Origin of the sequence: Caballeronia sp. LjRoot31 (assembly GCF_964253885.1) — a bacterium.
In the GTDB taxonomy this organism is placed as follows: domain Bacteria; phylum Pseudomonadota; class Gammaproteobacteria; order Burkholderiales; family Burkholderiaceae; genus Caballeronia.
Window position 1 is genome coordinate 958,490 of record NZ_CAXURX020000002.1, and the last position, 26,042, is coordinate 984,531.

Annotated in this window: 19 protein-coding genes; 9 read left to right on the plus strand and 10 right to left on the minus strand. The window is 60.4% G+C overall.

The features are described 5' to 3' along the window. Positions 1 to 4 precede the first annotated feature (4 nt). From narJ to ACSQ8V_RS22730, 5 genes are read right to left on the minus strand one after another with little or no spacing between them, the layout of a single operon-like run. A complete protein-coding gene (gene narJ, locus ACSQ8V_RS22710) occupies positions 5 to 682 on the minus strand; it encodes a nitrate reductase molybdenum cofactor assembly chaperone (RefSeq protein WP_436207231.1) in 678 nt (225 codons plus the stop codon). Next, on the minus strand, positions 679 to 2,232 hold the full coding sequence (narH, locus tag ACSQ8V_RS22715) for a nitrate reductase subunit beta (protein WP_436207232.1): 1,554 nt from the start codon (positions 2,230 to 2,232) through the stop codon (positions 679 to 681). The genes narJ and narH overlap by 4 nt, the downstream gene beginning before the upstream one ends. Further along, positions 2,229 to 5,975: a nitrate reductase subunit alpha gene (locus tag ACSQ8V_RS22720; protein ID WP_436207233.1), complete on the minus strand. Its 3,747-nt coding sequence runs from the start codon at positions 5,973 to 5,975 to the stop codon at positions 2,229 to 2,231. The genes narH and ACSQ8V_RS22720 overlap by 4 nt, the downstream gene beginning before the upstream one ends. A 28-nt stretch (positions 5,976 to 6,003) precedes the next feature. Beyond that, positions 6,004 to 7,401 (minus strand): NarK family nitrate/nitrite MFS transporter, encoded by a 1,398-nt coding sequence (locus ACSQ8V_RS22725; RefSeq protein ID WP_436183793.1) that lies wholly within the window; start codon positions 7,399 to 7,401, stop codon positions 6,004 to 6,006. A gap of 16 nt (positions 7,402 to 7,417) precedes the next feature. Next, on the minus strand, positions 7,418 to 8,701 hold the full coding sequence (locus tag ACSQ8V_RS22730; protein ID WP_213762180.1) for an MFS transporter: 1,284 nt from the start codon (positions 8,699 to 8,701) through the stop codon (positions 7,418 to 7,420). A 233-nt stretch (positions 8,702 to 8,934) separates the two neighbouring features. Here ACSQ8V_RS22730 and ACSQ8V_RS22735 point away from each other — a divergent pair, with 233 nt between their 5' ends. Further along, the gene (locus ACSQ8V_RS22735) at positions 8,935 to 11,490 is read left to right on the plus strand and encodes an adenosylcobalamin-dependent ribonucleoside-diphosphate reductase (protein ID WP_436207234.1); all 2,556 of its coding nucleotides are present in this window, start codon (positions 8,935 to 8,937) and stop codon (positions 11,488 to 11,490) included. 154 nt (positions 11,491 to 11,644) lie between these two features. On the opposite strand, the gene ACSQ8V_RS22740 is transcribed toward ACSQ8V_RS22735, so the two are convergent. The 3 genes from ACSQ8V_RS22740 to ACSQ8V_RS22750 form a co-directional block, all read right to left on the minus strand. Further along, on the minus strand, positions 11,645 to 11,782 hold the full coding sequence (locus ACSQ8V_RS22740; RefSeq protein WP_213762182.1) for a hypothetical protein: 138 nt from the start codon (positions 11,780 to 11,782) through the stop codon (positions 11,645 to 11,647). 15 nt (positions 11,783 to 11,797) lie between these two features. After that, the gene (locus tag ACSQ8V_RS22745; RefSeq protein ID WP_213762183.1) at positions 11,798 to 12,151 is read right to left on the minus strand and encodes a DUF4148 domain-containing protein; all 354 of its coding nucleotides are present in this window, start codon (positions 12,149 to 12,151) and stop codon (positions 11,798 to 11,800) included. Between the two features lie 1,536 nt (positions 12,152 to 13,687). Then, positions 13,688 to 14,698: a LysR family transcriptional regulator gene (locus ACSQ8V_RS22750; RefSeq protein ID WP_436207235.1), complete on the minus strand. Its 1,011-nt coding sequence runs from the start codon at positions 14,696 to 14,698 to the stop codon at positions 13,688 to 13,690. Between the two features lie 197 nt (positions 14,699 to 14,895). On the opposite strand from ACSQ8V_RS22750, the gene ACSQ8V_RS22755 reads away from it, so the two are divergent. The 5 genes from ACSQ8V_RS22755 (at position 14,896) to ACSQ8V_RS22775 (ending at position 22,209) form a co-directional block, all read left to right on the plus strand. Then, a complete protein-coding gene (locus ACSQ8V_RS22755) occupies positions 14,896 to 15,723 on the plus strand; it encodes an alpha/beta hydrolase fold domain-containing protein (protein WP_436207990.1) in 828 nt (275 codons plus the stop codon). Between the two features lie 39 nt (positions 15,724 to 15,762). Continuing rightward, the gene (locus ACSQ8V_RS22760) at positions 15,763 to 16,953 is read left to right on the plus strand and encodes an efflux RND transporter periplasmic adaptor subunit (RefSeq protein ID WP_436183796.1); all 1,191 of its coding nucleotides are present in this window, start codon (positions 15,763 to 15,765) and stop codon (positions 16,951 to 16,953) included. A gap of 127 nt (positions 16,954 to 17,080) precedes the next feature. Then, positions 17,081 to 20,275 (plus strand): efflux RND transporter permease subunit, encoded by a 3,195-nt coding sequence (locus ACSQ8V_RS22765; protein ID WP_436207236.1) that lies wholly within the window; start codon positions 17,081 to 17,083, stop codon positions 20,273 to 20,275. A gap of 11 nt (positions 20,276 to 20,286) precedes the next feature. Next, the gene (locus ACSQ8V_RS22770; RefSeq protein ID WP_213762187.1) at positions 20,287 to 21,849 is read left to right on the plus strand and encodes an efflux transporter outer membrane subunit; all 1,563 of its coding nucleotides are present in this window, start codon (positions 20,287 to 20,289) and stop codon (positions 21,847 to 21,849) included. Positions 21,850 to 21,969: 120 nt separating this feature from the next. Beyond that, positions 21,970 to 22,209 (plus strand): hypothetical protein, encoded by a 240-nt coding sequence (locus tag ACSQ8V_RS22775; RefSeq protein WP_213762304.1) that lies wholly within the window; start codon positions 21,970 to 21,972, stop codon positions 22,207 to 22,209. A 12-nt stretch (positions 22,210 to 22,221) separates the two neighbouring features. Here the strand turns inward: ACSQ8V_RS22775 and ppk2 are convergent, their stop codons facing one another. Beyond that, positions 22,222 to 23,118, minus strand: coding sequence for a polyphosphate kinase 2 (gene ppk2, locus ACSQ8V_RS22780; RefSeq protein WP_213762188.1), 897 nt, complete (start codon positions 23,116 to 23,118; stop codon positions 22,222 to 22,224). Positions 23,119 to 23,369: 251 nt separating this feature from the next. Here ppk2 and ACSQ8V_RS22785 point away from each other — a divergent pair, with 251 nt between their 5' ends. The 3 genes from ACSQ8V_RS22785 to ACSQ8V_RS22795 all read left to right on the plus strand — a co-directional run bounded on the left by ACSQ8V_RS22785 (position 23,370) and on the right by ACSQ8V_RS22795 (position 25,400). Then, the gene (locus ACSQ8V_RS22785) at positions 23,370 to 23,930 is read left to right on the plus strand and encodes a DUF2878 domain-containing protein (RefSeq protein WP_436207237.1); all 561 of its coding nucleotides are present in this window, start codon (positions 23,370 to 23,372) and stop codon (positions 23,928 to 23,930) included. 98 nt (positions 23,931 to 24,028) lie between these two features. Next, positions 24,029 to 24,976, plus strand: coding sequence for a bifunctional Delta(1)-pyrroline-2-carboxylate/Delta(1)-piperideine-2-carboxylate reductase (gene lhpI, locus ACSQ8V_RS22790; RefSeq protein ID WP_436207238.1), 948 nt, complete (start codon positions 24,029 to 24,031; stop codon positions 24,974 to 24,976). An 88-nt stretch (positions 24,977 to 25,064) separates the two neighbouring features. Continuing rightward, positions 25,065 to 25,400: a hypothetical protein gene (locus tag ACSQ8V_RS22795; RefSeq protein WP_436183801.1), complete on the plus strand. Its 336-nt coding sequence runs from the start codon at positions 25,065 to 25,067 to the stop codon at positions 25,398 to 25,400. Positions 25,401 to 25,464: 64 nt separating this feature from the next. Here the strand turns inward: ACSQ8V_RS22795 and ACSQ8V_RS22800 are convergent, their stop codons facing one another. Continuing rightward, positions 25,465 to 26,025 (minus strand): histidine phosphatase family protein, encoded by a 561-nt coding sequence (locus ACSQ8V_RS22800; protein ID WP_436207239.1) that lies wholly within the window; start codon positions 26,023 to 26,025, stop codon positions 25,465 to 25,467. Positions 26,026 to 26,042: the final 17 nt, after the last annotated feature.

Consider the following 26,042-nt stretch of genomic DNA (forward strand, 5'->3'; position numbering starts at 1 on the left):
GAACTCAGTTGGCCGTGGCCGGCGGCCGCGGATGGAAATGCATCGGCTGAGCCAGCGGCGTGGTGGTGGATGGGGCCAGCAATGGTTCGACGCCGTCAGCGCCCGGGCCGAAGCGTTCAAGTGCTTCGTCCATGTCGCGGATAGGGGGCACCTCGGCGGGTATCGGCACCACATCTGTCATTGACCGCAATACGGTGAATACACCCGCGTACGGGCTTTCATCGCGTGCGAGACGATCGCCCAATGCAGCGAGAACGTGAATGGCCTCGCCCAGCAGCGTGCGTGCCTCGGTCGCGTCGATATTGCCCAGCACCTCGAGAAACAGCGGCACGTGATCGGGCAGTTCGTTGGTCGCCATTTCAAGACCATGCCGGCGATATTCATCGAGCAGATCGACCATCGCCTGTCCGCGGTCGCGGCTTTCGCCGTGAACGTGTTCGAACAGATGCAGGGAGTGCGCGGGGTTCCGGTCGAACGTGGCGACGTAATTCTCCTGCAACTCGATCAACGGATGCCCGTTCAGCAACGTCAGCAGCGGCTGCAACGCGACTTGTGCGGTTTGGGGAAAGGCACTGAGCGCTTGCTCGATCTCGTCCATGGCTATAAGCAATTCGGGCTCGGGATAGTCGAGCAAGCTTGCGAGCAGCGTATAGATGGATAGGGGTTTCAGTGTGTCGTTCACGACGCGGACTCCGTTTTCTTGCGTGACTTGGGCATGTCGGCGAACACCACGCTGCCTTGTGGTTTCTTGCCGAACAACGATCCTTCCGACACCCCGCCCGAGCAGCCGTTGCCAAAGGTAAAGCCGCAACTGCCCTTGTCGTTGAAGCTGTCTTCCACGAGTTCCTTGTGCGACGAAGGCACCACGAAGCGATCCTCGTAGTTCGCGATGGCCATGGTCTGGTACATGTCCTCCACCTGGGCGGGCGTGAGGTTGAGGCCGTCCAGAAGTTCGGGTTCCGCGCGGCCGTGCACGACTTCGGCACGCTTGAACGCGCGCATGGCGAGCATGCGTTCGAGTGCGGACGTGACCGGCGCTTCGTCGCCGGCGGTCAGCAGGTTCGCCAGATACTTCACTGGAATACGCAGGCTCTTCACGTCGGGAATAATCCCGTCCATGCCTATATGTCCCGCGTCTGCCGCCGACTGGATAGGAGAAAGTGGGGGGATGTACCACACCATTGGCAAAGTCCGGTATTCCGGATGCAGCGGGAACGCCACCTTCCATTCCACGGCCATCTTGTAGACGGGCGATTTGACTGCGGCGTCGAGCCAGCTTTGGGGAACGCCTTGCGCGAGCGCTTCCGCCTGCACAGCGGGGTCGTGCGGATCGAGGAACACGTCCAGTTGCGACTGGTATAAGTCCTGTTCGCGTTCAACCGACGCCGCTTCGCCAATTTTGTCGGCGTCATACAACAGCACGCCGAGATAGCGGATACGCCCGACGCACGTCTCCGCACAAACGGTCGGCTGACCGGCTTCAAGACGCGGATAACAGAAGATGCACTTCTCCGCCTTGCCGCTCTTCCAGTTGAAGTAGATCTTCTTGTAAGGGCAACCGGAGATGCACATGCGCCAGCCGCGGCACTTGTCCTGGTCGACCAGGACGATGCCGTCGTCCTCGCGTTTGTACACCGAGCCCGACGGGCACGACGCCACGCATGCAGGGTTCAGGCAGTGCTCGCACAGCCGCGGCAAGTACATCATGAAGGTGTTCTCGAAGGTCGAGTACATCTCTTTCTGCACGTTCTCGAACAGCGCGTCACGACCGCGTGACGAGAACTCGCCTCCAAGGTCATCCTCCCAGTTCGGGCCCCATTCGATCTTCTCCATCTTCTTGCCGGTGATGACGGACACGGGCCTGGCTGTTGGCGGCGTTTCAGATAGCCGCGCGTTCTGCAAATGCTCGTAGTCGAACGTGAAGGGCTCGTAGTAGTCGTCGATAGCGGGCAGATTGGGGTTCGCGAACAGGTTCGCGAGGACCTTGAGCTTGCCGCCCTGACGCGGATGGAGCTTGCCGCTGGCGTCGCGGGTCCAGCCGCCTCGCCACTTCTTCTGGTTCTGCCATTCCTTCGGATAGCCAATGCCTGGTTTGGTTTCAACATTGTTGAACCACGCGTACTCCACGCCGTCTCGCGAAGTCCACACGTTCTTGCACGTGACGGAGCAGGTATGGCAACCGATGCATTTGTCCAGGTTCAAAACCATTGCGACTTGCGCACGGATTTTCATGATGCCGCTCCTTCGCTTTCATTGAGCGGGCCTTCGAGCCACGCTACTTTTTTCATCTTGCGCACGATCACATACTCGTCGCGATTCGATCCCACGGTCCCGTAGTAGTTGAAACCATAGGCCTGCTGTGCATATCCGCCGATCATGTGCGTCGGCTTGAGCACCGTGCGCGTGACCGAGTTATGAATGCCGCCGCGCATGCCGCTTGTCTCCGCGCCCGGCACGTTGATGATCTTTTCCTGAGCGTGATACATCAGGCACATGCCGAGTGGCACGCGCTGACTCACCACCACGCGCGCAGTCAGCGTACCGTTCACGTTGAACACTTCCACCCAGTCGTTATCGATGAGACCGGCTTGCTTCGCCTCCGCTTCCGAGACCCACACGTGCGGTCCGCCACGCGAGAGCGTCAGCATGCGCAGGTTGTCGGAATACGTGGAGTGGATGCCCCATTTCTGGTGTGGCGTGATCCAGTTGAGCACGAGCTCGTGCTCGCCGTTCGGCTTCGCGCCGAGCATCGCGGTGACGGTTTTCGTGTCAATAGCCGGGCGATACACGCACGAACCCTCGCCGAAATCCAGCATCCAGCGATGATCCTGATAGAACTGCTGGCGGCCCGTGAGGGTGCGCCATGGGATCAGTTCGTGCACGTTCGTATAACCCGCGTTGTAGCTGACCTCTTCGGATTCGAGCCCTGACCAGGTCGGCGCCGAAATGATTTTGCGCGGCTGCGCCTGGACATCGCGGAAACGGATCTTGTCGTGCTCGCGGCCTTCGGCGAGGTGTGCATGTTCGCGTCCCGTGATCTTCGACAACGCTTGCCATGCCTTCACTGCAACGTGGCCGTTGGTTTCGGGCGCGAACGTGAGGATCATTTCAGCGGCGTCGATGGCGCTATCAAGCCGCGGACGTCCATGGCTCACGCCCGGATCCGTGACCGTGTGCGTGATGTGCGCGAGTTCATCCACCTCATGCGCGCTGTTCCAGTTGATGCCCTTGCCGCCATTGCCCTGTGTATCCAGCAACGGACCCACGGACGTGAACTTGCGATAGACATCTTTGTAGTTGCGTTCGACCACCGTCATGGACGGCGCGGTCTTGCCGGGGATCAGGTCGCATTCACCGGCGCGCCAGTCCTTCGGCTCGAACGGCTGGCCGAGTTCGCCCGGGGTATCGTGCATGAGTGGCGTGCAGACCAGATCGGTACGCGTACCGAGATGCGCACCGCCAATCTCCGCAAACTTCTCTGCAATGCCCTTGTAGATTTCCCAGTCGCTCTTGCTCTCCCACAACGGCTGCACGGCTTCCGACAACGGGTGAATGAACGGATGCATATCCGATGTATTCAGGTCGTCTTTCTCGTACCACGTCGCGGTCGGCAGCACGATGTCGCCGTAAAGACAGGTCGTGCTCATGCGGAAATCAAGCACGGTCAGCAGGTCGAGCTTCCCTTCAGCCGCTTCGCGCACATGAACCTGGCCCGGCATGATGGCGTCGTTCTCATCGGAGAAGAGGGCGTTCTGCGTGCCGAGCAAATACTTCAGGAAGTATTCGTGACCCTTGCCCGAACTGCCCAGGATGTTCGAGCGCCAGACGAACATGTTGCGCGGGAAGTTGACGGGGTTGTCGGGGTCGTCGCAAGAGAATTGCAATGCGCCCGACTTCAGGCGGTCGACCACGTAGTCCACCGGCTTCATGCCGGCACGGGCTGCTTCGTCGGTCAGATCGAGCGGATTCGCGCCGAGTTGCGGCGCGCTCGGCAACCAGCCCATGCGCTCGGACTTCGCATTCAGGTCGAGCATGGCGAGGTTCGCATAGTTCGCCTTGTTCGCGGTCGGCGAAAGCACTTCGTTCAGCCCGACCTTCTCGTGACGCCACTGACTGGTGTGGTTATAGAAGAAGGACGTGCCGTTCATCTGACGCGGCGGCTTCGACCAGTCGAGCGCGAACGCAAGCGGCGCCCAGCCGAATTGCGGCCGAAGCTTTTCCTGACCAACGTAATGCGCCCAGCCGCCGCCGCTCTTTCCTACGCATCCGCACATCATCAGGAGGTTGATGATGCCGCGATAAATCATGTCGTTGTGATACCAGTGATTGAGCGCGGCGCCCACGATCACCATGCTCTTGCCCTGCGTCTGATGGGCGTTCGTTGCGAACTCGCGGGCCACCTGGATCACGAGATTGCGCGGCACGGTGGTGTGCTTTTCCTGCCATGCGGGCGTGTACGGAACGTCGTCGTCGTAACTGCTGGCAACGTTCGGGCCGCCGAGTCCCTGGTCTACCCCGTAGTTCGCCATTTGCAAGTCGAACACGGTGGCGACAAGCGCGCTCGTGCCGTCCGCGAGCGTGACGCGCCGGGCGGGGACGTGACGTTCCAGCAGCGCGTTGTGCTCGCTGCCGAAGTAGGGGAAGCCGACTGTGACCACTTCGTCATGCGTGCCCGCAGTGATCATCGAGAGACGGGGGTCGATCGGCCGCCCGCTACCGCCGTCTTTCAGTTCGAGATTCCAGCGGCCGACCTTGCGGCCGTCGTTGTGCGCAGCTTCATTCCAGCGAAAGCCTACCGTGCCGTTGGGCGCGACGATCTGGCCGCTGTCTGCATCGATCAGGAGCGTCTTCCATTGCGCATTGTTCGCTTCGTCGAGGCTATCGGCGAGATGCGATGCGCGCAGGAACTGATCGGGCACCAGCATGCCGTCGTTGTCGCGCAGTAGCACGAGCATGGGCATGTCGGTGTATTGCTTCACATAGTCGCGGAAATAAGCGGATTGGTTCGATGCGTTCGCTGCGTGGAATTCCTTCAGCACGACGTGCCCCATCGCCATTGCAAGCGCGGCGTCGGTACCTTGTTTCGGCGCCAGCCAGATGTCACCGAACTTGACCATCTCGCCGAAATCCGACGATACCGCTACCGTTTTCGTGCCCTTGTAACGCACCTCGGTATAGAAATGCGCATCGGGGGTCCGGGTCTGCGGAATGTTCGAACCCCATACCATCAGATAGGTGGAGTTGTACCAGTCCGCGGATTCCGGTACGTCGGTCTGCTCACCCCAGACCTGCGGCGAAGCGGGCGGCAGGTCGCAGTACCAGTCGTAGAACGACAGGCACACTCCGCCAATCAAGCTGAGATAACGCGAACCTGCTGCGTACGAGACCATGGACATGGCAGGAATCGGCGAGAAGCCAACCACGCGATCCGGCCCGAACTTGCCTATGGTGAACGCATTAGCCGCAGCGATCATTTCGTTAGCGGTGTCCCAGTCGGCGCGCACAAAGCCACCGAGGCCACGCACGCTCTTATAGCGTTTTGACTTGACCGGGTCCTGGCTGATCGACGCCCACGCGGCGACCGGATCGAGCGACTTGCGCGCCTCGCGCCACATTTCCATCAGGCGGCCGCGGATCATCGGATACTTGACGCGCTGCGCCGAATACACGTACCAGCTATACGACGCCCCACGCGGACAGCCGCGCGGTTCGTGATTCGGCAGGTCGGCGCGGGTGCGCGGATAGTCGGTCTGCTGCGTCTCCCAGACAATCAGCCCGCTCTTCACATAGACCTTCCACGAACACGAACCCGTGCAGTTCACGCCATGCGTGGAGCGCACGATCTTGTCATGTTGCCAGCGGGTTCTATAACCTTCTTCCCACTTGCGGTCTTCATTGACCACCGCACCGTGTCCGTTCGAAAACGTCGACTGCGTGCGCTTGACGAACTTCAGGCGATCCAGAAAATGACTCATTGTTGTGTCCTGTGTCGAAGGGGGCGCGTCAGCAAGGCATGCTCGCGTTGCGGCGTGCGTAGCAGAACCACGTGATGGCGACGCACGTCACGTAGAACGCGATGAATACGTACAGCGCGGGTATGGCGGAACCGGTCATGTCGAGTGCGGTGCCGAAGGTCTTTGGAATGAAGAAGCCGCCGTACGCGCCAATAGCAGCGGAGAAACCGAGCACGGCCGCGGACTCCTTGCCGGCGTCGTGCATGGCCTGGCGTTGGGCGGCGGCATCCAGCCCCTTGGCGCGGCGCTGGTGCTCGGTCATGAAGATCACCGGGATCATGCGGAAGGTCGAACCGTTGCCAATGCCGGTCAGCATGAACAGCACGATGAACATGGCGAGGAAGCCCGCGAAGTTGCCTGCGTAGTTACCTGATACGCCCGTGGCGGGCATGAACGAGATCACGCCGAACACGGCGGCGATCATGCCGAGGAAAGTCCAGAGCGTCACGCGCGCGCCGCCCAGATGATCAGAGATCCAGCCGCCTACCGGACGCGCCAAGGCGCCCGCGAGCGGGCCGAGGAACGCATAGGCAGTGGGGTTGATCGACGGGAACTGGCTCTTGGTCAGCAGTGCAAAGCCTGCGGAGAAACCGATGAACGAGCCGAACGTGCCGATATAAAGCCAGCACATCAACCAGTTGTGCTTGCGCGTGAAGATCACGGCTTGCTCGGCGAAGGAGGCCTTTGCGTCGGCGATATCGTTCATCCCGAACCATGCCGCCAGCGACGCCACCACGATGAACGGTACCCAGATAAAGCCCGCGTTCTGCAGCCAGATACCTCGTTCGACCCCGTTCGCGAGGAACGTCTGACCATCCCCTGCGAGCGAAGCGAAGGCGGCCGTGGCGATCACGAGCGGCGTGACGAACTGCACCAGCGACACACCCAGATTGCCGATGCCGGCGTTCAATCCCGTCGCCAGTCCTTTGCGTGCCTTGGGAAAGAAGAAACTGATATTCGACATTGAAGAACTGAAGTTCGCGCCACCAAAACCGCACAGCAAAGCGAGCACGAGCAGGGTGGTATAGCTGGTCGACGGATCGCGCAAGGCGAACCCCATGCCGAGCGCGGGAATCAGCAGCGTGGCCGTAGAGACGGCGGTGAAGCGCCGGCCACCGAAGATGGGCACGAGAAACGAATAGAAAATGCGCAGCGTCGCGCCGGACAGGGCGGGTAACGCCGTCAGCCAGAACAGTTCGTTCTTCGTGAAGTGGAAGCCGCCTTTGTCCAGGTTGACGACAACGACGCTCCATAGCGACCACACGGCGAAGGCAAGCATCAGCGCCGGGATGGAGATCCACAGGTTGCGGTTGGCAATGGCCGAGCCGCGTGTTTTCCAGAACGCCGGATCTTCCGGCTCCCAGTTCTTGAGAAGATAGTCGGACATGTTTTTATCGGTTGGATTAGACAGGGGCGCGCGGAAGGACAGCATCGCCATGCGAGCGGAAAGAGAAGGTCATCCAGATGAGGCTGACGGCGGTAGCGCCGAAAAGCAGCATGAAACAGGTGCTGCTCACGCCCGTCAGGTCGGCGAGCAACCCGAACAGAATGGGTAGCGCGAAGCCGGCCAGGCCGCCGGCGAGACCGACTACGCCGGAGACCGCGCCGATGTTGCCGGTATATTCATCGGAGACGAACTTGAATACGGAGGCCTTACCAATCGCCATTGCAATCCCTACGGTGAAAATCAGGACCGTGAACACGGTGGGCGAGAGCGCGATGTGAAACGCGAGCGGACCATGGGTCGATTGCACGATGAAGCCCGCGTCCGGATAGCTGAGCAAAAAGAAGCACGTGAGCACGGTCCACATCACGACCCACGTTGTTTTCTTCGCGCCGTAACGGTCGGACAGCCATCCGCCAGCAGCACGAAGGACGCCGCCCGGCAGCGAGAAGCATGCAGCGAGCAAAGCCGCTTGTTCAATATGGAATCCATAATGATTGACGTAGTAATGCGGCAGCCACAACGCGAGCCCAACGTAACCGCCGAACACGACCGAGTAATACTGCGAGTAACGCCATGCGCGACGGTCTTTCATCACGCGCAACTGGCTGGCGAAGCTCGGCGGATTGGCAATGCGATGGGCGGGATTCGTCGCCGATGTCATCCAGAAGAGAATGGCGGTAACGAGCATGGCGATGGCATACACCTTAGGCACGATCATCCACGTGCCGGCTGTCACGATCAACACGGGTGCAACGAATTTGGTGAGCGCAGCCCCCGAATTGCCGGCACCGAAGATGCCCATCGCGAGGCCCTGGCGTTCCTTCGGGAACCAGCGCGCCACATAGGGCGTACCGACCGAGAAACTGGCGCCGGCGAGACCGACCAGCAGTCCGAGCGCGATGAATTGCCAGAACTGCGTAGCGTAGGTGAGCATCCAGATGGGTATGACTGTCGCGAGCATCGTCAGGAAAAAGACGATGCGTCCGCCGAAGCGGTCGGTGCAGATGCCGAGCGGGACGCGCGCCAGCGAGCCCGAGAGCACTGGCGTCGCGGCAATCAGGCCGAATTCTGTATCGGAGAGACCCAGCTGGGTCTTCAGCGGAATGCCTAGAATCGCGAACATCATCCAGATCGCGAAGCAGATGGTGAAAGCGAAGGTGCTCGACCACAGCACGCGCCAGGCGCGCGGATCGGCGGTTGCGTCATCGTGGGTGGCTTGGGACTTGCGTACGGCAGTCATATTGCTTGCCTGTCGATTAAATTTGCGTTGAGTTGGGAAATCACTGCAAGATTAGGAACTGCGCGACGTGCCGCCCATTCGCCGATGGGAGGACGCGACTCCATGTCGCTCCTCCGGCGGGACTAGTCCGAAAGGTGTAACTTGGGATGGGATACGTCCGGCCAGCGCGGCCGGCGAGGCATGCTCCGCCACTCCGATGCAACGCAGCAAACCGCTGGACATGAGGACAGAACATGGCTGAAGACGACTTGAAGATCACCGTTTCACCGCAGCAGTTTTCCATCGACGTCATGCTGGAAAAGTATGCGAAGGGAGATGAAACAGGCATTGACGATATTTATCGCCGGGTTGCGCGAGGCGTGGCAATGGCTGAGCCCGAGGCGCTGCGAAAGCAGGTCGAGACCGAATTCTTCGAGAATTTCCAGCGTGGCGCCCTGGGCGCGGGCCGCATCATGAGCGCGGCCGGCACGGGTATCCAGGCAACGCTCATCAACTGCTTCGTGCAGCCGGTGGGCGACGCCATCCAGGGCGTGGACGAGGACGGTTTGCCGGGCATCTACGTTGCCTTGCTGCAGGCAGCCGAAACCATGCGGCGCGGCGGCGGCGTGGGCTACAACTTTTCCGCGATCCGTCCGAAGGGTGCACGCGTGCATTCCACGGGATCGTCGGCGTCGGGGCCGTGCAGTTACATGGATGTTTTCGACGCGTCATGCAGGACCGTTGAAAGCGCCGGGTCGCGGCGCGGCGCGCAGATGGGCATTCTGGATTGCTCACATCCTGACCTGCTTGAATTTATCGCGGCAAAGCATGTGAAGGGGCGCTGGAATAACTTCAACGTATCGGTCGCGGTGACCGACGAGTTCATGCAAGCCGTTGCTGACGATACCCCGTGGCAGCTCGTGCATCGCGCCGAACCTTCACCTTCGGTCAAGGCATCGGCCGATGCCCGGCAGCGCGAAGACGGTCTGTGGGTTTATCGCGAAGTGCGGGCACGGGAAGTGTGGGACACGATCATGCGCTCGACCTATGACGTCGCGGAGCCGGGGGTGGTTTTCGTATCGCGCATGAACGACGACAACAACCTGCGAGCGGTGGAGACTATTCGCGCCACCAATCCGTGCGGCGAGCAGCCGTTGCCGGCCTACGGGTGCTGCAATCTTGGGCCGTTGAACCTGACGCGTTTCGTGCGTGAACCGTTCGCGCAGCGTCATGGAGGAACGCCGGTATTCGACTGGGATGGCTTGGCGAAAAGCACCCGCACGCAGGTTCGTTTTCTCGACGATGTGCTCGACGTAACGCTCTGGCCGCTACCCGAGCAAGACAGGGAAGCGCAGGCGAAGCGGCGCATAGGCGTGGGTTTTACGGGGCTCGGCGACACGCTTGTCATGCTCGGCGTGCGCTACAACTCGCAGGAGGGCCGCGATTTTGCGATACGTGTGGCGCAGACCATGCGCGACGAGGCGTATCGCGCGTCGGTGGAGCTGGCTCGCGAGCGTGGCGCGTTCCCGCTCTTCGATGCAAAAAAGTACCTTGAAACAGGTACTTTCGCGTCGCGCCTGCCGGATGACATCAAGGCGGAGATTCATCGCGACGGCATTCGCAACAGCCACCTGCTTTCCATTGCGCCGACCGGCACCGTGAGTCTGGCGTTCGCTGACAACGCGTCGAACGGCATTGAGCCGGCGTTCTCGTGGACTTACCAGCGGACCAAGCGCATGGCCGACGGCAGCCGGCAATCATTTTCGGTGGAGGATCATGCGTACCGCTTGTATCGCGAACTGGGCGGCGACGTGAAGGCGTTGCCGGAGTATTTCGTGAGCGCACTCGATATGTCCGCGAACGATCATCTGGAAATGATGGCGGCGGTGCAGCCTTTCGTCGATACCTCCATTTCGAAGACGGTCAATGTACCGGCCGATTATCCGTTCGACGCGTTCAAGGACCTTTACTTCGACGCATGGCGCCGCGGCCTGAAGGGGCTGGCTACCTACCGGCCGAACGACACGCTGGGTGCGGTGTTGTCGGTGACGCCGGAGACACCCGCGATCGTTGCATCCGATCCATCGGACGCGGCGGACGCAGAGGTTCAACTGGACCCGTTGCGCATTGCCATCGATCATCGTCCGCGCGGCGAGTTGCCGGCGATCATCGAGAAGGTGGAGTACCTCACGCAAGCCGGCAAGAAGTCGCTTTACGTAGCGGTGTCGTTCATGGAGATCACCGGGCGGCTGGGTGGCGAAGATGTCACTATCGAGCGGCCCATCGAGTTCTTCATACCAACGGGGCAACGCGACGAATCGCAGCAATGGATTACGGCGACGATGCGGTCATTGTCGCTGGCGGCGCGGGGTGGTTTTGTCGCGCGCAATCTGCAGGATATGCGCAAGGTATCGTGGGATCGTGGACAGGTGCGGCTGGGTGACGTCGAGCGTCCCGGTGGCCACAAAGCACCACGCTGGCACGATTCGGAAGTCGCGGCGCTTGCGTATGCGATCCAGCAGATCCTGTATCGGCGAGGTTTCCTCGATATCGAGGGCGGTCAAGTGCCGTCGCGCTTGCTTGCGCAGCGTCGGCACGAGAGTGCGCAGGCGGGGCTTGTATCGGCGTCATCCGAATCCAGCGATGACGAGATCACTGCGGTTGTGGAGGACAACGCGGACGCTGGCAACCCGCATGCGCTACTGCCCATTCCCGGCCGCAAGTGCCCGACTTGTGGTGCCAACGCGATGATCCGCAAGGACGGTTGCGACTTCTGTACAGCGTGCGGCGAGATAGGCGCGTGCGGTTAAAGCGTGAATGCCCCGCATGAGTGCCTGATCACTTTCACCCGCGATCAGGCACTCAGCCGGATTAATGCACGCTCACATTCAACCTGTTGATTGCCACCAGCAATTGCCGCCAGCGCGGACTTGATGAGTCCGCGCTGGCCAAGCGTTGAATCGTTCAACCTGCCGCAGAATCTGCCCATTCCGCTGCCTGACGCTCGCTCGTTGCTTGCGGCCGGTATGGGCGCCATTGCGGTGCTGCCGGAAGCCAGTCGTCGAGCGCGGAGAAGTCTTCAAGGGGTACTGATTCATTCATGATGGACTCCTTTATTTACTGGGCGTTGGCGTTGCCGCTTTGTGTCACCGATCCGTTCGCGAACTCCACGATAGAACGATTGCGTTGTTCTGCAGCTGCTGCGTCGCGTGCACGTTGTTCGTGCTGCTCGGCAATGGCGATTCCCGCCATGCTGCGCTCAGGGTAGGTGTTGCGGTTCAGCGCGGGCAGCGTGCCGTTGGCATAGGATGCCGCCAGTTCGGCGCGGACTTGCGCGCGAGTCATGGTGCTTTGGCTGGTTACTGCGGTTTGATAAGTGCCTGCGTGCCCAATGCCGCCGTCAGCGAATGCGGTAGTGGAGACAATGGCTGAGATAGCGGAAAGCGAGAGTGTTGCGATAGCGGTTTTCATGGGTGCTGCTCCTGTCGATTCATTCGATAAGCATCGAGCGGAGTCGATGCAATCGGACTGATAGCGGGGCAGCGGGCGTCGATCCAGGCAATGAGCCTAAGCAACGAAAGAGAATGACATCGACTAATCGACGGGCCGCGCTGCGACAGGATGAAATGTAGTCAAGTGAGCGCTGCGGATAAATGATCGTTAAGCGAAAAGATTAATCGCGCTGCGCGAATAATCGAAGGAGCCCTTATGGAAAGGGCTTTTGCGACAGAACCACTATGAGTGAAAGGGATTTAAGCCCATACCGGTGGGAGGGTCGCTCGCGCCGGTGGACGGGGTGGGGTTTGGGTTGTTTTTGGGGTTAGTGGTCGGGGGTGATGCCGGGGTGGTCGGTTGTGGGGGTAGTGGGCGGGGTCTATGCCGGGTTGGTCGGTTCTGGGGTTAGTGGTCGGAGTCTATGCCGGGTTGGTGCTTTCGGCCTTAGTGGTCTGCGAGAGTCGGATTTTCTCTTTATCACTATTAGCCACTGTGCGTGGCGGCACGTCATTTCTTTGTCCAAAGCGACAAAGAAACGAAGCAAAGAAAGCGCTTTAACCGCTCTACCCTAAGTGTCCACAGCGTGCAGTTTTGATTCATAGGTGCCCCAAAAGCACGGTGCTCGCCAGAGCGGAGGATGTGTGAACCCCTCCTTCTCCGAACACGGATACCCACACGCTTCGCCACCAGTGATTGAACCTGCCCAAGGAGCACCCCGCGCTATCCGCGGACGACCGACCACCGAATTTGTATGCACGACGAACCACGTCGCCAACCTACCGGGTAATAAAGCCCCAAAATATGTAAGGCCGTAACCGATGAAAATAATCGTGTAAGCACGCAGCCAACTCACCAAAAACTGAAGCACTAAGCACGCATCGAGTTGCTAGGCACCACGCTGTGATCCACGAATATGGCCGTACGAACCGGGCCGCTAACCCATCAAAAACCACGGTCGGCAGTACGCGTGAGGCCGCGCGGGTTCCTTGGCAATGGTGCTTGCCCGAGAGCGTACGGGGCGAAGCGTGTTCGTGTCAGGATTCGCGAGAAGGAGGGGTTCAAACATCCGTGGCTCTGGCGAGCACCGTGCTTTTGGGGCACCTATGAGTGAAAACTGCACGCTGTGGACACTTAGGGTAGCGTGTTTTGAAAGCGTTTTCTTTGCTTCGTTTCTTTGTCGCTTTGGACAAAGAAATGACGTGCCGCCACGCACAGTGGCTAATAGTGATAAAGAGAAAATCCAACTCAGGCAGACCACTAAGGCCGAAAGCAGCAACCCGGCATAGACCCCGACCACTAACCCTGAAAGCAGCAACCCGGCATCAACCCCGACCGCTAACCCCATAACCGACCAACTCAGCACTGACCCCGACCGCCGCTTCCAAACCCATCATCCCTCAAACCCGTCCACCGGCGCGAATGAAAATCAATTTCGCAACAGCGTCAAAGAGCGAGGGACCCAACCCGAACAAGGACCGTAAGCAAGACAAAACAAAACAAAACAAAACTAAACTAAACCACCACCTCAGCGGTGCCGGCAACATCCGGCGTCCCATGCTTGACGATTGATTTCGCTGGCGTAGCCGTCGGCAGACAACGCTGCTCGGCATCCTCCTGCCCAGAAAGCAGCGGACACCGTTCAAATAACTCCGCAGCCCAGTCGACAAAAACCCGCACCTTAGGCGACAAATGCCGGTTATGCGGATAAACCACTGAAATCGGCATGGGCAACGGTTTCCACTGCGGCAGCACCTCGACCAGTTCACCGGAGCGCAAATGCGGAAGGGCCATGAACCTCGCTATCTGAACGATTCCAACCCCTTTGACGCCGCACGCGATATAAGCCTCGGCATCATTCACGGCAATCTTCCCGCGCATCTTCACGTCGACCGACTTTCCATCGACGACAAAATCCATATCCATCACGCGGCCGGTGCGGCTGGAGAAATAATTCACGGCCGTGTGCTGCTGCAAATCATCGATGGTGTGCGGTACGCCATGAAGCTCGAGATAATCCGGACTCGCCGCGGTCAGGCCCTGAAATACGCCGATCCGCCGCGCCACAAGACTGGAATCCTGCAGCGTTCCCACGCGAATGACGCAATCCACACCTTCCTGGATCAGGTCGACCGGTTTGTCGCCGAAACCGACCATCAACTCGATGTCCGGATAACGCGTATGGAATTCACAAAGCTGGGGCATGACGATCATGCGCCCGATCGAACCCGGCATATCGACGCGTAATTTGCCGCGCGGACCCTTGCCGGTATTGGCGAACGAACTCTCGGTTTCCTCGATGTCCGCCAGGATCCGCACGCAGCGCTCGTAATACGCGGCGCCGTCCGGCGTGAGGTTCAGGCGTCGTGTCGTGCGTTGCAGGAGACGCACGTTGAGGAACGCTTCGAGGTTCTGAATGATCGTTGTCACCGAGGCGCGCGGCATGTCCAGCGTGTCTGCCGCGCGTGAAAAACTATTGGTGTCGACAACTCTTGTAAACACGTGCATAGCTTGTAGCCGGTCCATTTTTCTCTCACCGTCAATGCTTTGCGGCGTCCGGAATAAGGATGCCGCTCAGACAGGAATGGGCAGTTTCGATTGCGATTGTTCGGTGCGACCGAATTGTGTTGCCGGATTATAGGCATTTATTTCAAATGTCGTTGCCCCCAGAATTCGTTCCATCGCAACTCGGGTGGGATGGCGCGGACGCGCTGAAAATAATCATGGTATCGACGCTGGATCTGGGCCTCTGCATAGAGGATGTTCGAATCGCGGGACATGCGCAACCCATAACCTTGCGCAGTTATCGCCCCGCCTCGGACGGTACCGTCCTGCCTGTCGTGCTCTATTTCCATGGCGGCGGCTTTGTGCGCGGCACGCTCGATGACGCCGACGTTACCGCCAGCACCATTGCCCGCGATACAGCCGCGTGGGTTATTTCGGTGGGCTACTCACTGGCCCCGGCTTTCCCGTTTCCCGCGGCTCCCGAGGATGCTTACCGGGCGGCGCAATGGGCCGTGGCGAACGCTCGTGCGCAACGCGCGGATGCAAACCGCATCGGGGTCGCGGGGCACGACGCAGGCGGCAACCTGGCCACGTGTCTCGCGGCGATCGCGCGGGATCGCGGCGACATCGTGATCCTGGCGCAAGCGCTGCTCGCGCCGTTGCTCGACCCAAGCATGACGCGCATGGCCGACGAGAACAAGGTGCGGTCGCCCGACATCTGCATGACGGAGTGCGCGCAGTGTTATCGCGCGTATCTGCCGAACGCTTCACAACGGCTTCATCCGTATGCAGCGCCGCTGGAATCGCGGCGCCTGGCCGGTCTGCCGCCTGCGCTGATCGCAAGCGCGCAGCATGACCTGCTGCATATCGAGGCAGAGAAATATGCCGGCGAACTGATTGCCGCGGGCGTACCGACGGAAGTCACGCGGCACGTCAATGCATCGCATAACGCGCTTGCAGCGGACCCGGCCGCACTCGCCGATGTGGTGGCGTTCTTCAAGAAACGGCTTCGCGCGCAGACGCTTGCGCCGCTCGCGGCACACTAAAAAATTTAATAAATCTCAACGACTTAATCGGAGCAACGCATGTCCATCACTCGCAAACGTCTTACCGTCGCGCTAGGTGCCGCGCTGGTCGTCGCAGGCATCGGAACATTCACTGCCATGCACGGTTTCGGCCGCGGCGATCTGCCGGTGAACGGTGCCGAAGCTGCCATCAAGCCGTCGGCGCCCGCCACGGAAGTGGATGTCGCCACGGTGGTCTCGAAGACCATCACGGACTACCAGAACTATTCGGGCCGCCTGGAAGCGATCGACAAGGTTGAGATCCGTCCGCTCGTGCCGGGGACTATCGTCGCGGTGCATTTTGCCGATGGCGCACTGGTGAAGAAGGGCGATCCGCTCTTTACCATCGACCCGCGGCCGTACGTGGCGCAAGTCGATCAAGCTGCGGCGCAACTCGCGGCGGCCCAGGCGCGCAACGGTTATACATCGACCGATGCCGCGCGTGCGGAGCGCTTGCTGGCGGACAACGCCATTGCCAAGCGTGATTACGACGAGAAGCAGAACGCTTCGCACGAAGCCGCGGCGAACCTGAAGGCTGCACAAGCGGCGCTCGAGACGGCGAAGATCAACCTGACGTACACGCAGATCGTGGCGCCGGTGTCGGGCCGGGTGTCGCGTGCGGAAATGACTGTTGGCAACATCGTGTCGACGGGTTCCAGCGCGCCGCTGCTGACCACGCTGGTGTCGGTGTCGCCTATCTACGCCTCGTTCGACGTCGATGAACAAACCTACCTGCGTTATCTGAGCCGCGACTCGCGTGCAAGCGTGCCGGTCTCGCTCGGCCTCGCGAATGAAGACGGTTTCTCGCGCGAAGGCAAGGTCGCATCCGTCGATAACCAGCTCGATACGGGCTCGGGCACGATCCGCGTGCGGGCACGTTTCGATAACGCCGACGGCACGCTTGTGCCGGGCCTTTATGCACGCATCAAGGTAGGCGGAGGCACGCCGCATCCGGCTGTGCTGATCGACGATGCGGCTATCGGGACCGACCAGGACAAGAAGTTCGTGATGGTGGTCGATCCAGACAACCGCGTGCAGTACCGCGAAGTCACGCTCGGCACGTTGAGCGACGGCCTGCGCGTGATCGCGAAGGGCTTGCAGCCGGGCGAACGCATCGTGGTGAACGGCCTGCAGCGCGTGCGCCCGAACGATGTCGTGAAGGCCAATTCCGTAGCAATGGCGAGTGCGTCGCCGGCTAAAGACGCTTCATAAGACGCGCTTCATAAGACGCTTAACAGCGGCTCCTCGTGTGTGTAGTACGTGGCGGGTTCGTTCCTGACGGGATCGACCGGCCGGCGGCTACGCGCGCGCAGCCTCTCATGCAGATAAAGAAAACGTCATGAACATTTCCAAGTTTTTCATCGACCGCCCGATCTTCGCGGGTGTGCTGTCGGTGCTCCTGCTGCTAGCGGGCATCATTGCCATGTTCAAGCTGCCGATCTCCGAATATCCGGAAGTCGTGCCGCCGTCCGTGGTCGTCCATGCGCAGTATCCGGGCGCGAATCCGAAGGTGATCGCCGAAACGGTGGCGTCGCCATTGGAAGAGCAGATCAACGGCGTGGAAGACATGCTGTACATGCAGTCGCAAGCCAACAGCGACGGCAACCTGACCATCACGGTGACGTTCAAGCTCGGCACCGACCCGGACAAGGCGCAGGAGCTGGTGCAGAACCGCGTGTCGCAAGCGCTGCCACGTTTGCCGGAAGACGTGACGCGGCTCGGCGTGACGACCATCAAGTCGTCGCCGACGCTCACCATGGTGGTTCACCTGAACTCGCCGAATAACCGCTACGACATGACGTATCTGCGCAACTATGCGCTGATCAACGTGAAGGACCGGCTTGAGCGAATCCAGGGCGTGGGCGAAGTTCAGCTGTGGGGTTCAGGCGATTACTCCATGCGTATCTGGCTCGATCCGCAAAAGGTCGCGCAGCGTGGCATGACGGCAACTGACATAGTCAACGCGATCCGTGAGCAGAACGTGCAGGTGGCGGCCGGTGTGATCGGGGCGTCGCCGACTTCGTCGAACGTACCGCTGCAACTGAACGTGAATGCGCAAGGCCGCTTGCAGACCGAAGCGGAGTTCAGGGATATCGTGCTCAAGACGTCGCCTGACGGCGCGGTCACGCATCTGGGTGACGTGGCACGGGTCGAGTTGGCTGCATCGGAATATGGCTTGCGTTCGCTGCTCGACAACAAGTCGGCGGTCGCCATGGCGATCAACCAGCAACCTGGTGCGAACTCGCTGCAGATCTCCGATTCGGTCCGCGAGACCATGAAGGAATTGAAGGCGGACATGCCGGCGGGCGTCGATTATCAAATCGTCTATGACCCGACGCAGTTCGTGCGTTCGAGTATTGAGGCGGTGATTCATACGCTGATCGAAGCCATCGCGCTGGTCGTGCTGGTGGTGATCGTGTTCCTGCAAACCTGGCGCGCGTCGATCATTCCGTTGCTGGCGGTGCCGGTGTCGATCATCGGTACGTTCTCGCTGCTGCTGGCGTTCGGCTTCTCGATCAACGCGTTGTCGTTGTTCGGGATGGTGCTGGCGATCGGGATCGTGGTGGATGATGCGATCGTGGTGGTGGAGAACGTTGAACGGAATATCGAGGCGGGGTTATCGGCGCGAGAGGCGACCTATCAGGCCATGCGCGAAGTGAGCGGGCCGATTATCGCCATCGCGTTGACGCTGACCGCCGTGTTCGTGCCGCTCGCATTCATGTCCGGCCTGACGGGTCAGTTCTACAAGCAGTTCGCAATGACCATCGCCATCTCTACGGTGATCTCGGCGTTCAACTCGCTGACGTTGTCGCCGGCGTTGGCAGCCCTGTTGCTGAAGGGCCATGACGAACCGAAGGACTGGCTTACCCGCGGCATGGATCGTGTGTTCGGTGGTTTCTTCCGCCAGTTCAACAAGGTCTTCAAGCGTGGTTCGGAGAATTACGGCAAGGGCGTAACCGGTGTCATCAACCGCAAGGCGCTGATGATGGGCGTGTATGTCGTGCTGCTGTGCGGCGCTGTGCTGATGAGCCGAGTCGTGCCGGGCGGTTTCGTGCCGGCGCAGGACAAGGAGTATCTGATCAGCTTCGCGCAATTGCCTAACGGCGCGTCGCTCGATCGTACCGAGGCCGTGATTCGCCAGATGACGGATATCGCGAAGCAAACGCCGGGCGTACAGAGCGCGGTGGAGTTTCCGGGCTTGTCGGTGAATGGCTTCACGAATTCATCGAGCGCCGGCATTGTGTTCGTGACGCTCAAGCCGTTTAGTGAGCGCAAGGGTGCAGCGCTTTCGGCAGGTGCCATTGCGGGTTCGTTGAATCAGAAATATGCGGCGATCAAGGGCTCGTTCATTGCTGTGTTCCCGCCGCCGCCGGTGCTCGGCCTGGGGACGCTGGGCGGCTTCAAGCTGCAACTGGAAGACCGTGGCGCGCTGGGCTACGCCGCACTGAACGACGCTACGCAGGCGTTCATGAAGCGTGCATCGGAGGCGCCTGAACTGGGCCCGACGTTCTCCAGCTATCAGATCAACGTGCCGCAACTGAACGTGGATCTGGACCGGGTGAAAGCGAAGCAACTTGGCGTATCCGTGACCGATGTATTCAGCACGATGCAGGTATATCTCGGCTCGCTGTATGTGAACGACTTCAACCGCTTCGGCCGTGTCTACCAGGTCCGGGTGCAGGCGGATGCGCCGTTCCGGTCGAGTTCCGAGGACATCGGTCTGCTCAAGACTCGTAACGCGAATGGCGAGATGGTGCCGCTGTCGTCGCTGGTCAAGGTGACGCCGACGTATGGTCCCGAGATGGTGGTGCGCTACAACGGCTACACCGCTGCCGACATCAACGGTGGTCCGGCTCCGGGTTATTCCTCGGGCCAGGCGCAGGCTGCGGTTGAACGCATTGCGGCTGAAACGCTGCCGCGCGGCATCAAGTTCGAATGGACCGACCTGACGTACCAGCAGATTCTTGCGGGCAATGCGGCCATGTGGGTGTTCCCGATCAGCGTACTGCTCGTGTTCCTCGTGCTGGCTGCTCTCTACGAAAGCCTGACGCTGCCGCTCGCCGTGATCCTGATCGTGCCCATGAGCATTCTCTCGGCGCTGGTCGGCGTGTGGCTCACGAAGGGTGACAACAACATCTTCACGCAGATCGGCTTGATGGTGCTGGTGGGCTTGTCGGCGAAGAACGCCATCCTGATCGTGGAGTTTGCGCGCGAACTGGAAATGCAGGGACGTTCGATCGTGGAGGCGGCTATTGAAGCCAGCCGTCTGCGCTTGCGGCCGATCTTGATGACGTCGATCGCTTTCATCATGGGCGTGGTGCCACTCGTGCTGTCGTCGGGCGCGGGGTCGGAAATGCGTCATGCAATGGGCGTGGCGGTGTTCTTCGGCATGCTCGGCGTGACGCTGTTCGGCCTGATGCTCACGCCGGTGTTTTATGTGCTGTTGAGAAAGCTGGCTGGCGGCGAACATCTCGTCGACAAGCATGGCCACAATCCGCACATGCGCGGTGTCAATGCTTCGCTCGAAGCATGAGAGAGATTGAAATGAAAACGTTGAATACAAAGCGATGGCTGGGATTGTCGGCGTTACTTGGGCTCTTGCTGGTCGTCGCGGGCTGCTCGCTTGCGCCGACCTACACGAAGCCCGACGTGAACGCGCCGGCAGCCTTCAAGGAAACACCGCAGGAAACAACGCAGCAAACGGCGTTGGCCCCTTCAGAACAGGGCACGTGGAAGACCGCACAACCGTCGGAACAGGTGCTGCGCGGTGAATGGTGGACGGTCTTCAACGACCCCACGCTCAACGATCTGGAACATCAGGCGCTTGAGGCGAACCAGAACCTGAAGGCAGCGGCCGCGCGGGTGAAGGAATCGCGCGCGATCAACCAGACCGCGCGGGCAGGCTTGTTCCCGACTCTGGATGCAGGCTTTGGTCCGACGCGCGAGAAGGTCTCGCCGTCCTCGCAGTTCCTTCCGGCCAACGCGAACGTACCGGCACAGACTTTGTGGCGCGCGGAGGGGAGTGCGTCGTATGAAGTGGATCTGTTCGGTCGCGTGTCGGACTCGGTGAGGGCTGCAAACGCCGACACCGAGCAAAGCGAAGCGCTGTTCCGGTCCGTGCAACTTGCGTTGCAGGCAGACGTGGCACAGAACTACTTCAACCTCCGCGAGCTCGATTCGGAAAGCGATGTCTTTACGCGTACCGTCACGCTGCGCGAGCAGGCCCTGAAGCTCGTGCAGAATCGCTTTAACGAAGGCGAGATCAGCGAGCTCGACGTGGCGCAGGCCAGGTCGGAACTTGCCACAGCCAAGTCCGACGCCATGACGGTGCAGCGCTTGCGCGCCGCATCCGAGCACAGCCTCGCGGTGCTGCTGGGTAAGTCGGCCTCGCAGTTCTCGATGGCGGCCAACCCGCTGAATCCCGTCGATATCAAGATTCCGCCGGGCCTGCCTTCTTCGTTGCTCGAACGCCGGCCGGACATCGCGGCGGCGGAACGTGCAATGGCGGCGGCGAACTCGCGTATCGGCGTGGCGAAGTCGGCGTTTTTCCCCTCGCTCAACATAACGGGCTCGGGTGGATTCGAATCGGCTACGCTTGGCGATCTCTTCAACTGGTCGAGCCGTACGTTCCTGCTCGGACCGTTTGCGGGCACGGCGTTGTCGTTGCCGATCTTCGACGGCGGACGTCGCAAGGGCAATCTCGCGAACGCACGCGCGATCTACGAAGAGGATGTCGCGAACTATCGGCAGCAGGTGCTGGTGGCGTTCCAGGAGGTGGAGGACAACCTCTCCGAGCTGCGCATCCTGCAGGATCAGACACGCACGCAAGCAGAAGCGGTAAGCGCGTCGAACCGGGCAGCGCAGCTCTCCCGCTCGCAGTACACCGAGGGCGCGGTCACTTATCTTGACGTGATCGATGCCGAACGTACCGTGCTGCAGTCGCAGCGCGCGGCGGTGCAACTGGCGGGTGTGCAGGCTACGTCGACGGTGAACCTGATCCGCGCACTGGGCGGTGGTTGGGGCGAGTTGCCGGCTGCGCCTGTCTCGCCTGCCGCACCTGCTACACCTGTTACGCCCGCCGCAGATGCAAGCGTCGCGTCGCGCTAGGCATTAAACGCTGCACTGGAAGCGCGATTGTTCAACCCGCGCGACAAGTGTCTTCGATTACAGCGGGTTTATCCGGAGGCTCCCGATCCGTAGAATTACAACATGGATACGGGAGCCGTCATGAAAGCTTTAATCGAACGACAACTCTACCGACCCGCCGTCGTTCTACCGTTGTTGGTCTTGATGCGCCTGATGGTGACGCTCGATTTCAACCTGATGCAAGTGACGTTCGTCGTGGTCATGAAGGGTTCGCAATACATGTTTCAAGCGGTATTCAGGCGTCGCCACGATCAAGCCGATCGTAGCAATGTCCGCGCGCCGCAGGTCCATGCCCTGCATGAGAAGACCTGTCACTGCTAACACTTTTATCGCTCAATATATTTCCGGCACGATGATGCTTTCGGGCACGGGCTGCCGCAGGTAATCTTCGTTGTACACGCGGTCGGGCAATTCGATCGTGGGGTGCTCGATCTCGTGATACGGCACCTGACTCAGCAGATGGTGAATGCAGTTGAGCCGAGCGCGTTTCTTGTCCACGGCCTGCACGACCCACCACGGCGCTTCGGGAATATGCGAGCGGTTCAGCATCTCCTCCTTCGCGTGCGTATAGGCTTCCCAGCGACGACGGCTTTCCAGGTCCATCGGACTCAGCTTCCACTGTTTTAACGGATCTTGAATACGCGCCTGGAAGCGAACTTCCTGTTCGTCGTCGGTGATCGAGAACCAGTACTTCAGGATCTGCACACCGCTGCGCGCGAGCATCTTTTCGAATTCCGGCACGGAGCGAAAGAACTCTTCGTACTCGGCGTCGGTACAGAAATTCATCACGCGTTCCACGCCCGCCCGGTTGTACCAGCTGCGGTCGAACAGCACGATCTCGCCGCCCGCGGGCAGATGCGAAACGTAGCGCTGGAAATACCATTGGGTGCGTTCGCGATTGTTCGGTGCGGGCAAGGCAGCGACCCGGCAAACCCGCGGATTCAGCCGCTGCGTGATGCGCTTGATCGCGCCGCCCTTGCCGGCGGCGTCGCGTCCTTCAAAGATCACCACCAGCCGGTGGCCGCTGGCGACAACCCAGTCCTGCAGCTTGACGAGTTCACCTTGCAGGCGGAACAGTTCGCGAAAGTAGATCTTGCGCTGCTCGCGCGCTTCGGCGGAAAACGCGCCCTCGCCGTCGAGGATGCGGTCGTCGACTTCCATCTCGAGTTCTTCGTCGTAACTGTCGATCAGGTCTTCTTCGAAGCGGCGCTGTTTATCCTGCGAAATCATGGGAAGCTCCGTTGGTTGGGCGTGTTGACCGCGTTGACTGGTCCCTGCAGGCAATACAAAACCCGGCAATCCTGCAAATTATCGATTATCCGGCCCGATAATTTCAGGAATGTTACGACAGGAGCGTCAAAAACGAAGCAACGGTTAGACGAATGATCCGCTTATCCGCGAGCGCCATGCGTGAACAGCCGGCCGCGATATGCGGTAGCGTTATCAAACTTTGCGCACTTTGCCCGGAAACCGGAAACCGCATGCACGACTCGTCCACTGGCACGCGGCACCCATCAACGGCCGAACGCTGGGCGCCCTACGTCTATTTCGTGATCGGGCAGCTCGGCTGGTTTGCCTGTGTACTGAGCGCCGCACGCGACGTGCCGTGGATGGGCGTGGCAACAACCATTGTGCTCCTCGCCGTGCATCTGGCGCGGGTTGAGCGGCCGTTGCAGGAGTTCAAGCTGCTGGTCAGTGTGCTGGTGGTGGGCGCGATCTGGGAGAGTGTGCCGGTCGCCACCGGGCTACTGGTGTATCCGAACGGCGTCGTGTTTCCGGGTATTGCACCTGACTGGATTCTTGCATTATGGGCGCTGTTCGCGGCCCAGTTCAACACCGCGTTCGGCTGGCTCAAGCAACACATGCTGCTTGCTTCGGTGCTTGGCGCCATTGCCGGACCGATGTCGTTTCGCGCCGGCGCAGCGCTCGGCGCGGTACGCTTTGCGCAGCCATGGCCCGCGACGATCCTGCTGGCTATCGGCTGGGCAATCCTGATGCCGGTGATGATCCTGCTGTCGCGGCGGTGGGACGGAGTTCACTGATTGCGGCTAAGGGTCAGTGGAAGTCAAGGCCGGCGCGTATTTTGTTTGCCTTTAGAATGCCCCGTTGTCGTTGCCAACGGCATTCTCCTTTGACCGCCATGACTGATACCTCTTCGCTTCCCGCTTCGCTGCCCCGTTTCGACGACGCGCAAACGGCGCGCTTGCTGCCCTTCGATCGCCTCGTCGATACCCTGAAGCTCACCATGCTCGACTATGCCGATGGCCTTATCACGAGCCCCGAGCGCATGGTGGTGCCGCTTCGCGACGGCGCCGTGATGCTCTCGATGCCCGCTGCCGCCGCCGATCTCGCCATGCACAAGCTCGTCAACGTATGTCCGAAGAACGGTGCGCTCGGGTTGCCGACCATTCACGGCCAGGTCACGGCTTTCGATGCTGCGACCGGTGTGCCGCTCTTCATGCTGGACGGTCCCACGGTAACCGGCCGCCGCACGGCCGCGGTCACCATGATCGGCATCCAGGCGCTGCTCGGGCGCGAGCCCTCGGCCGTGTTGATCATCGGCACGGGCAAGCAGGCTGTGTATCACGTCGAGGCGCTGAGCGCGCTGTATCCGGCCGCGCAGATCATCGTGCAGGGCACGCGGGCCGAACGCGCCGAAGCGTTTTGTGCGGAGCATGCGGGGTTATCGACGAAATTGAGTGCGCTAAAGGACGCTGATATTCCTGCGTCGATCGACGTCGTTATCGCGACGACCACCAGCAAGACGCCGGTCTATACGCTGCCGCCCATCCAGGGCCGGCTCTTGATCGGAGTGGGCGCATTCACGCCTGATGCGGCTGAAATCGCGGCATCGACGGTGCTTGCGAGCGATGTGTTTGTGGACGATCCGGCGGGCGCGCGGCATGAGGCCGGGGATCTGATTCAGGCGGGTATCGACTGGGATGAGGTACGGCCGCTTGCCAGTGCGTTGAGCGTTCAGGCGGCTGATTCAGCAATCAAGCGGCCAGTCGTGTTCAAGAGCGTTGGATGCGCGGCGTGGGATCTGGCAGCGTGCAGGGTCGTCCGGGCGATGCTCGGAGCAGGTTGACAAGCTGAGACACGCGCGCGTATTCAAGCTGGAATAGTCCTTGCTAACTATCTCATGGTGATCCGAGGATTATTTCAGGGCTTGATTGATGACTAGTCGAAACGAATTTGAACTGAGAGAAACGGATTGGCGCGGCCAGTCCGATGTAGCAACCATTGCAAAACAGGCATGGTCAGACGCGATACCCGCAGCCACGCCAACGGCGCCGTCTCGCGCTACGCCACCGGCGACGTACTTCATCTCGGTGCTCGAACTGGCGACGGGCGAGAAGCTTGGCAATGACGAACGGCTTCGCGCCATCGCGATTCTTGAAGCGCATTTTGCAATGGGCCGTCCCCGCACGTTGAAAGAAGCAATCAGAATCTGCGCGGGCGCGATCGATTCTTCGACGCTTCAGCGCATGGCGCGCGGAGCGATGGGCTGATTGCTTGTGCGCTTGCAGCGTTACTTCGGTTTTTCACGCCGCTGGTAAGAACGACGTGTTTTTATCATACGGAAGACTTGCATCGAAGGCGCCATGCTTCGCCTGAGCGGGTCAGCGTGATTGCCGAAAGCGGTTCCAGATCCATGCAATAGATTGCCGTAAGCGGCGCTTCCAGCACGCTCGCCAGCACGGTCTTGACTACGATTGCATGCGTCACGATCAACGTGACTCCCGCCTCTCGATTGCTCTCCAGCGCGCCCCATACCCTTGTTTGAAGGGCTTCCAGGCTCTCGCCGCCATGCGCCGCGCTTCCCGGTTCGGAAAGCCATGCGCCTAATCCGGCCGCGTCTTCATCATGAATCTCACGGATCGGACGGCCTTGCCAAAGACCGTAATCCAGGTCGCTCCATGACGCGTCAACGCTCGTCGTAATTCCGACCGCTCGGCCCGTTTGCATGGCAGCGTGTGCCGGGCTGGTGACGACGCGATCGGGTTGAAACATCGAAGCAAGGTGCGGGAGTCGGGCTAACTCAAGCTCATCGATGGCGTCGCCGGTACTCGGAAACGAGCCAGTTTTCATGGCGTGCGTGGTCGCATGGCACAGCAAGATAATTTCGGTTTTCATGGCGCTCGATTAATAGA

Excerpts from the sequence above, each read along its gene's own strand:
- ACSQ8V_RS22760 (WP_436183796.1), top strand. The coding sequence starts at position 15,763 with ATGTCCATCACTCGCAAACGTCTTACCGTCGCGCTAGGTGCCGCGCTG.
- ACSQ8V_RS22785 (WP_436207237.1), top strand. The coding sequence starts at position 23,370 with ATGCACGACTCGTCCACTGGCACGCGGCACCCATCAACGGCCGAACGC.
- ACSQ8V_RS22770 (WP_213762187.1), top strand. The coding sequence starts at position 20,287 with ATGAAAACGTTGAATACAAAGCGATGGCTGGGATTGTCGGCGTTACTT.
- ACSQ8V_RS22725 (WP_436183793.1), bottom strand. The coding sequence starts at position 7,401 with ATGTCCGACTATCTTCTCAAGAACTGGGAGCCGGAAGATCCGGCGTTC.
- ACSQ8V_RS22775 (WP_213762304.1), top strand. The coding sequence starts at position 21,970 with ATGAAAGCTTTAATCGAACGACAACTCTACCGACCCGCCGTCGTTCTA.
- ACSQ8V_RS22765 (WP_436207236.1), top strand. The coding sequence starts at position 17,081 with ATGAACATTTCCAAGTTTTTCATCGACCGCCCGATCTTCGCGGGTGTG.
- ACSQ8V_RS22795 (WP_436183801.1), top strand. The coding sequence starts at position 25,065 with ATGACTAGTCGAAACGAATTTGAACTGAGAGAAACGGATTGGCGCGGC.
- ACSQ8V_RS22730 (WP_213762180.1), bottom strand. The coding sequence starts at position 8,701 with ATGACTGCCGTACGCAAGTCCCAAGCCACCCACGATGACGCAACCGCC.
- lhpI (WP_436207238.1), top strand. The coding sequence starts at position 24,029 with ATGACTGATACCTCTTCGCTTCCCGCTTCGCTGCCCCGTTTCGACGAC.
- ACSQ8V_RS22750 (WP_436207235.1), bottom strand. The coding sequence starts at position 14,698 with ATGGACCGGCTACAAGCTATGCACGTGTTTACAAGAGTTGTCGACACC.
- ACSQ8V_RS22740 (WP_213762182.1), bottom strand. The coding sequence starts at position 11,782 with ATGAATGAATCAGTACCCCTTGAAGACTTCTCCGCGCTCGACGACTGG.
- ACSQ8V_RS22755 (WP_436207990.1), top strand. The coding sequence starts at position 14,896 with ATGGTATCGACGCTGGATCTGGGCCTCTGCATAGAGGATGTTCGAATC.
- ACSQ8V_RS22720 (WP_436207233.1), bottom strand. The coding sequence starts at position 5,975 with ATGAGTCATTTTCTGGATCGCCTGAAGTTCGTCAAGCGCACGCAGTCG.
- ACSQ8V_RS22735 (WP_436207234.1), top strand. The coding sequence starts at position 8,935 with ATGGCTGAAGACGACTTGAAGATCACCGTTTCACCGCAGCAGTTTTCC.
- ppk2 (WP_213762188.1), bottom strand. The coding sequence starts at position 23,118 with ATGATTTCGCAGGATAAACAGCGCCGCTTCGAAGAAGACCTGATCGAC.
- ACSQ8V_RS22745 (WP_213762183.1), bottom strand. The coding sequence starts at position 12,151 with ATGAAAACCGCTATCGCAACACTCTCGCTTTCCGCTATCTCAGCCATT.
- ACSQ8V_RS22800 (WP_436207239.1), bottom strand. The coding sequence starts at position 26,025 with ATGAAAACCGAAATTATCTTGCTGTGCCATGCGACCACGCACGCCATG.
- narH (WP_436207232.1), bottom strand. The coding sequence starts at position 2,232 with ATGAAAATCCGTGCGCAAGTCGCAATGGTTTTGAACCTGGACAAATGC.